The organism is Streptomyces colwelliae (assembly GCF_048158785.1).
In the GTDB taxonomy this organism is placed as follows: Bacteria; Actinomycetota; Actinomycetes; order Streptomycetales; family Streptomycetaceae; genus Streptomyces.
Genome location: NZ_JBLTJC010000470.1, coordinates 1 through 7205, shown reverse-complemented (window position 1 = coordinate 7205; position 7205 = coordinate 1). Strand labels below are relative to the sequence as shown.

The following is a 7205-nucleotide window of genomic DNA, read 5'->3' as shown; positions in this document are numbered from 1 at the left end:
CTCTTCAGCTCGGAGAGCTTGGCCAGTTCGTCCGTGTGGCCGCCCGTGCCCGTACCTCCGGCGGTCTGCCGGATGTACGCGTCGAGCGCATCCTGCCGTGCCCTGGCGGCCTCCGCCGAGACCGAGCAAGCCGAGACCGCACAAGCGTCTAGGGCGAGGACCAGGGGGGCGACGAGCACGGCGGTGGCGAGCAGCGGGGAGGGAGCCAGGAAACGGCCCGTCTCCTCGCAGGCCAGGGCGAGTTCGGTGGACGTACAGCCGACCCCGTCGTACGACTCCGGGAGCGCGAGCCCCGGCAGCCCCAACTGGTCGGCCAGCGCGCCCCACAGCGCCGGGTCGTACCCGGCGGGGCTGTCGAGGGCGGCCCGGAGTCCGGCCGGCCCGCAGCGCTTGGTGAGGAGTTCGCGGAGGGTACGGCGGATCTCGTCCTGCTCGGCGGTGAAGCTGGCGTCCATGGCACTTCCCTCCAGATCTGACGGTCCGTCATATTAGGAGTCCGGGCACGATATGCACAGAGGGAGGAGGCCCCCTCATGCCAGTGGGGAGCCGCAAGGTCGCCGTGGTGGGCGTGGCGCTGTCCGACTGCGGACGCGTGGACGACACGACCCCCTACGCCCTGCACGCCCAGGCGGCCCGCCGCGCGCTGGCGGACGCGGGCCTGGGCAGGGAGGTGGTGGACGGCTTCGCGTCGGCGGGCCTGGGCACGCTGCCACCGGTGGAGGTGGCCGAATACCTTGGCCTGCGCCCGACTTGGGTCGACTCCACCTCCGTCGGCGGCTCGACGTGGGAGGTCATGGCGGCCCACGCGGCGGACGCGATAGCGGCGGGCCACGCGAACGCCGTCCTGCTTGTCTACGGCTCGACGGCCCGGGCCGACATCAAGGCGGGCCGCCGCACCGGCAACCTCTCCTTCGGCGCGCGGGGCCCGCTCCAGTTCGAAGTCCCCTACGGCCACACGCTGATCGCGAAGTACGCGATGGCCGCGCGCCGCCACATGCTCGAATTCGGCACGACGATCGAGCAGTTGGCGGAGGTGGCGGTACAGGCCCGCGCGAACGCGGCCCTCAACCCCGAGGCGATGTTCCGCGACCCGATCACCGTGGACGACGTGCTCTCCGGCCCGATGATCGCCGACCCGTTCACCAAACTGCACTGCTGCATACGGTCGGACGGCGGGGCGGCGATCCTGCTGGCCGCCGAGGAGTACGTACGGGACTGCCGTACGGCACCGGTGTGGGTGCTCGGGACCGGGGAGCACGTCTCGCACGCGGCGATGTCCGAGTGGCCCGACTTCACGGTGTCACCGGCGGCGGTGAGCGGGCGGCTGGCCTTCGAGCGGGCGGGAGTTGGGCCCGAGGAGATGGACTTCGCGGAGATCTACGACGCGTTCACCTACATGACGTTGGTGACGCTGGAGGATCTGGGTTTCTGTGCGAAGGGTGAGGGGGGCGCCTTCGTGGACAAGGGGCGGTTGCGGGTGGCCGGCGGGGAGTTGCCGGTGAACACGGACGGGGGCGGGCTGTCGGCCCAACATCCCGGGATGCGGGGGCTGTTCCTGCTGGTGGAGGCGGTGCGGCAGTTGCGCGGGGAGGCCGGGGCCCGTCAAGTGACGGGTGCGGACGGGGCGTTGCCGCGGCTGGGGGTGGCCTCCGGGACGGGCGGCTGGTTCTGCTCTTCGGGGACGGTGGTGCTGGGCCGGGGCTGAGCGTCCGGGCGCGAACGAGTGATCGCCGTCAGGGACTTCCAGGACCGGTTCCGCTTGAAGGGCATTTCGAAGATCTCGGAGAACAGCCAGGCGCCGAGCACCGAGACGGGCAGGCCCAGGAGGAGGGTGAAGCAGAACGTGGGCATCCCCGGCGACACGAAATGCGGGGCCACTCGGCGGATGACGACCAGGACGACCGGAAGGTGGATCAGATAGAGGCTGTAGGAGAAATCACCGAGCTTCCGCATGGGCCGCGTGTTCAGCAGCCGCACGAGGAGGGCGGGGCGGCCGGTGGCAACTGACGCCAGCAGCAGGGCCATCGAGGGAGCGATGGCGAGATCCACCCAGAAGTAGTGGTGCACCGTCCACACGGACCCCTTGACGAGGCCGAGGGCGAGCACCGGCAGGGCGGCCGCCGCGGCGAACCATCCCCACGGCAGACGCTGAACCCGCTGCGACGCGACGACGACCCCCGCGCCGATCACACCGGCGACGAAGACGGGGGCGAGATGCGGGGCGAGCCAGTTGTCGCCCTCCACCGGGTTCGCGTCGGCGGCCATGAGCCCGCGGACGATCACCGGGAGCGTCACGCACGCGACGACGGCCGCCGCGCCGAACCGGCGCCGGACCAGGAGGATCAGCGGGAAGAGGAGATACAGCTCGGCCTCGACGCCGATCGACCAGAACGCGCCGTTCGGGGTCGGGGCGAAGAACACATCCTGAAGGACCAGGCCGTAGACGAGAATTGACGAGCCGTCAGGGGGTCCGTGGTGCGAAGCCGGCACCACGTACAGGGAGACGACCAGGCTGATGGCCAGCGCCGCCCAGTACGGCGGCAGGATGCGCCAGGCGCGGCGGCGCAGGAACTGGGCGACGCCGCCCGGCCGCCAGCCGTGCCGCGCCGGGGAGAGCGCGAGCGAGAAACCGGACAGCACGAGGAAGAAGACGACGGCGAGGCGCCCGAACATCAGCACGTCCAGCCACCGGGGCGCCGAACTGTCGGGATAGCCCGGGAAGGTGTACAGCCAGCAGTGGAACAGCACCACGTACAGTGCCGCCAGCCCGCGGAGCCCGTCCAGACCCAGCACCTGCCGACGGACGGGCGCCACGCTCGCCCTCATCGCATCCACTGGAATCGCTCAACTCTCTCTCCGGGCACCGTGCGTGCCGCCTGCTGCCACCCTCGGTGACTGGTACGTGGCGCCCGGCCGGGCAGTTCAATCGTCGGGGTGGACCGTGATGACGGCTTTGTCGTTGCTCGGGTCCGGATCGCGGTCGCCGACGTACCAGTCCTGGGTCGGCTTCTTGTCCCGGAGGGTCAACGTGCCTTCGCCCGGGTCGCCGAGGCGCATCGTGAACGTGAAGGTCTGGGTCTCGCCGGGCTCCAGGGCCTTGATGTCACAGGTGTAGACGAAGGCGCCGTTCTCGCAGGAGGGCTCGTAGGAGTCCTCGTCGTACTCCTGCATGGGCTGCTTCACCATCTCCATGCCGAGCGGCGGGCTGAACACCAGCTGCTCCGTGGCGCCGGCGTCGGCGAGGCCGTTGTTGCGGACGGTGAGTTTGAAGGTCCGCTTGGTGCCGGGGTCGCCGTACAGGTTCACGTCGGAGACGGAGTAGTCGGCGTGGGTGTCGAGCACGACGTTCGTCCAGCCGCCGCCCTTGGCGTAGGTGCCCTTCTCGGCGGTGGTGGATTCAGGGCGGAGGGCCGGACCGTCACCGTGGTCCCCACCGGCCATGGCACCCCCGTTCTCCGGCCCCATGTCCAGTGGCCGGGCCTCGCTGCTGAAGGAGGCGTACATCTTCGTCCTGGGTGCGCGGAGCCGGAGCGCGGGCTGGATGGTCACGGTCTGTCCGGGGGCGATGCGGAGGTCCGGGAACTCGCAGACCGTGATGTGGCCCTTGTAGAAGCTCGGATAACGGCAGTTGGCGTACCGCTTCTCGAACTCCATCTGTTCCAGGCCGATTTTGAGCACCAGTCCCCTGACCGGCACCTCGCCGGTGTTCCGGACGACGATCGGCCGGCTCAGCTCGGCGCCCGGACGGACTCCGCCGAGTGACTTCGCCGTCAGCACCTCGACCACCGGCTCGCCTACGACGGCCTTCGTCCGCGCGGTGACCTTCTTGCCGCTCCGGTCCGCGTACGTGTACCGGACCACCGCCGCGTCACCCGGCTTGCTGCCCTTGGCCGCGACCAGGGACACGCCGCCGTCCGACCTGCTGTCGTAGTCGGAACGCACCTCACACGTCACGTGGGTGGAGCTGCCCGTACAGGTCCCGCCCTCGCGCAGCGCGACCGCGCTCTTCGCGCCGGGCAGCACGTCCACGGTGAGGGTGTGATCGGCGGGTCCCCTGACACCGGTGTGCGTCTTGCCGTCGTCGGCGGAGAAGTGGAACGGGTCCTTGTCACGGGGGCCGGACTTGTCGCCGACGGGGCGCAGGTAGAAGACCTCGGGCGCGGTGATCGAGGGCGCCTTGCCCGATGCCGCGCCGCTGCACGAGGTGAGGGCCGCGAGCAGGAGGGTGACGGTTGCTCCGACGCCGGCTGCGCGCTTCAGCAGGCGCCGCCTTTTCACAGTTGTGCCGCCTCCCTCTCGAACAGGTCCGTGACTTGCTCCACTTCGCGGATCAACCTATCTCCGCCCTGCGCCTCCGCGTACACCAGGACGAACAACACGTCGTCGGCACTCATCACTTGAGGCGCGTTAGGAGTGATCGCCTCAGGCGTGTCGATGGTTCCTGCGGATCACCGTCCCCGATATCGCGGACTCCTGCGCTCCACGAAGCTCGCCACCCCCTCGCGCGCGTCCTGCGTCGTCATGTTGATCTCCTGCGCCGCCGCCTCCGCCGCGAACGCCGTCGCCCGGTCGGTGTCCAGGGACGCGTTGACCAGCTGCTTGGTGAGGGCGAGGGCGCGGGTCGGGCCGGTGGCCAGGCGTTCCGCCCAGTCGCGGGCCGTCTTCTCCAACTCGTCGTCCGGTACGACCCTGTTGACCAGGCCAAGGCGTTCCGCGTCCGTGGCGGTCACCGTGTCGCCGAAGAACATCAGCTCCTTCGCGCGCTGCGGGCCCAGCAGCCGGGGCAGGAGATACGCGCCGCCGCCGTCGGGTACCAGGCCCCGTCGTACGAACACCTCGATGAACCTCGCCGACTCCGCGGCCAGTACGAGATCGCAGGCCAGGGCGAGGTGGGCGCCGAGGCCGGCCGCGGTGCCGTTCACCGCGGCGATCACCGGTTTCTCGCAGTCCAGGACGGCGGCGATGAGGCGTTGCGCGCCCAGGCGGATCACGCGGGCGACGTCACCGGCGATCCTTTCCTCCGCCCCGCCGCCTCCCCGTAGGTCCGCGCCCGCGCAGAAGCCTCGGCCGGTGCCGGTCAGGACCACCGCCCGTACGGAGGGGTCCGCCGACGACTCTTCCAACAGGGCTGTCAGGCGGTCCCGTTGGGGCGGGGTGATCGCGTTCAGGGCCTCGGGGCGGTTGAGGGTGAGGTGGGCGACGCCGCTCGCGATCGTATGCGTGACCTCAGCCGTCGGATCGGTCATCGGCACACCGCCAGCGCGTCCAGCGCCACCGCGCCCTGTCCCCGGGGCAGCACCATGAGCGGGTTGATGTCCAACTCCGAGAGCACATCGCCCAGTTCGAGTGCCATGCGCTGGACGCGGAGGATCACCTCCACCAGGGCGTCCAGGTCCGCCGGGGGGCGTCCCCTCACTCCGTCCAGCAGGGGGCGGCCGCGCAACTCGTCGAGCATGTCGCGTGCCGCCTCCTCGCCGAACGGCGGCACCCGTACCGCCGCGTCCCGCAGTACCTCCACCAGCACCCCGCCCAGCCCCACCGTCACCGTCGGGCCGAACAGCTCGTCCTGGGTGACGCCCACGACCATCTCGACGCCCCGTTCGACCATCTGGCAGACCAGCACGCCGTCCAGGGTCACGTCCTCGTAGCGCGCTATGTCCGTCAACTCGCGGTACGCGTCGCGGACTTGGCTGGCCGAGGTCAGGCCCACCTTCACCAGGCCCAGTTCCGTCTTGTGCGCTATCCGCGCGCCGGACGCCTTCATCACCACCGGGTAGCCCACCAGCCCGGCCGCCCGTACGGCCGCCGCCGCGCTGGTCACCAACTGCTCCCGGGGGACCCGGATGCCGTAGGCCCGAAGGAGTTGTTTCGCCGCGTGTTCGCTCAGCTGCTGGCCCGGGCGCATCAGGGCCTCGGCCTTGCGGAAGGAGGGGGAGACGGTGCGGGGGGCCTCGTCGAAGGGGGAGCGGTAGGCGTGGACGAAGCGGTGGTGAGAGAAGTAGGCGTGGAGGGCCGTGATGCAGTTGCCGACCGTGCGGAACGTCGCCACCCTGGACGAGCCCAACAGCGTCTCGCGGTACGCCGGTTCGGTGCCCACCGGTGAGCCCCACACCACGCACACCAGCTTGTCCGTCTGCTCGGCCGCCGCCACCAGGTCCTGCACGAGCTTGTCGCTCAGCGGGGGGAACGGGCCCGTGATGGGGCAGACCAGCACCCCCACCTCCGGGTCGTCGAGGATCGCGTCGATGATCTTCCGGCCGCGCCAGTCACCCACCGGGTGACCGCCGTTGTCCACCGGGTTCGCCACGCTCAGGTACGGCGGTATCCACTCGTGGAGTTGGGCCTGTTTCGCGTCCGACAGCTGCGGGAGCCGTAGGCCCGCCTCGCTCGCCAGGTCGGCGAAGTGGGCGCCCGTGCCGCCGGAGATCGAGTACACGACCACCCCCTCGGCCACCGGAGGCTTCGCCCGCGCCAACAGGGCCGCCGTGTCCTGGAGTTCGTCCAGGCCGTCGACACGGATCACGCCGTACTGGCGCATCACCGCGTCCACCACCGCGTCCGCGCCCGTCAGTTTGCCGGTGTGGGAGGCGGCCGTACGGGAGCCGGTCTCGGTGCGGCCGACTTTCACCGCGACCACCGGGACCTTGCGGCGGGCGGCGCGGTCGGCGGCCAGGAGGAAGGAGCGGCCGTCCTTGAGGCCCTCCACGTAGCAGGCTATGGCGCCCACTTCGGGGCGCTCGGCGAAGTAGGAGATGAAGTCCGCTGTCTCCAGGTCCGCTTCGTTGCCGGTGGGGGCCCAGTGGGAGAGGCGGATGCCGAGTTGCTGGAGGGCGAAGACCGGGCGGCCCTGGTGGCCGGACTGTGTGATCAGCGCGATCGCGGGTCCTTCCAGGTCCTCGCGGAAGTTCTCGAAGGCGTTGAGGTTGGTGTTCGGGCCCAGGAGGCGCAGGCCGGATCGGCTTACGGCTGCGGCCAGTTGGGCCTGCGCCAGCGCGCCCTCCTCGCCCGTCTCCGCGAAGCCGGACGCGAAGGCGACCGCGAACCTCACCTTCGCCTCGGCGAGTCGCTCGATCACGGGGAGGGGGTCGGCCACCAACACCACGGCCAGGTCGACCTGTTCGGGGAGGTCGCTGATGGAGGGGAAGCAGGGGACGTCGAAGACCGTCGTACGGGTGGGGTGCACCGGGTGGAGACGGGCGCCCACC

Annotated in this window: 6 protein-coding genes; 1 reads left to right on the top strand and 5 read right to left on the bottom strand. The window is 70.6% G+C overall.

The window, feature by feature from the left end:
• Nucleotides 1-455: acyl-CoA dehydrogenase family protein (locus tag ACNFOC_RS48005; RefSeq protein WP_416965311.1), on the bottom strand; the 455-nt coding region annotated here is incomplete at its 3' end.
• A 77-nt stretch (nucleotides 456-532) separates the two neighbouring features.
• Between ACNFOC_RS48005 and ACNFOC_RS48000 the strand changes: the two genes are divergently transcribed.
• A complete protein-coding gene (locus ACNFOC_RS48000; RefSeq protein ID WP_416965310.1) occupies nucleotides 533-1705 on the top strand; it encodes a thiolase C-terminal domain-containing protein in 1173 nt (390 codons plus the stop codon).
• Here the strand turns inward: ACNFOC_RS48000 and ACNFOC_RS47995 are convergent.
• From ACNFOC_RS47995 to ACNFOC_RS47980, 4 genes are all read right to left on the bottom strand, one after another.
• Nucleotides 1603-2814 (bottom strand): acyltransferase family protein, encoded by a 1212-nt coding sequence (locus ACNFOC_RS47995; RefSeq protein ID WP_416965309.1) that lies wholly within the window; start codon nucleotides 2812-2814, stop codon nucleotides 1603-1605. The two genes, ACNFOC_RS48000 and ACNFOC_RS47995, sit on opposite strands and share 103 nt — an antisense overlap.
• Nucleotides 2815-2922: 108 nt before the next feature.
• Nucleotides 2923-4278 carry a hypothetical protein gene (locus tag ACNFOC_RS47990; protein ID WP_416965308.1) on the bottom strand — a complete coding sequence of 452 codons (1356 nt, stop codon included), beginning with the start codon at nucleotides 4276-4278 and terminating at the stop codon, nucleotides 2923-2925.
• 170 nt (nucleotides 4279-4448) lie between these two features.
• A complete protein-coding gene (locus ACNFOC_RS47985) occupies nucleotides 4449-5246 on the bottom strand; it encodes an enoyl-CoA hydratase/isomerase family protein (RefSeq protein WP_416965307.1) in 798 nt (265 codons plus the stop codon).
• Nucleotides 5243-7205 (bottom strand): acetate--CoA ligase family protein (locus ACNFOC_RS47980; RefSeq protein WP_416965306.1); only part of this gene is annotated, 1963 nt, incomplete at its 5' end. The genes ACNFOC_RS47985 and ACNFOC_RS47980, both read right to left, overlap by 4 nt.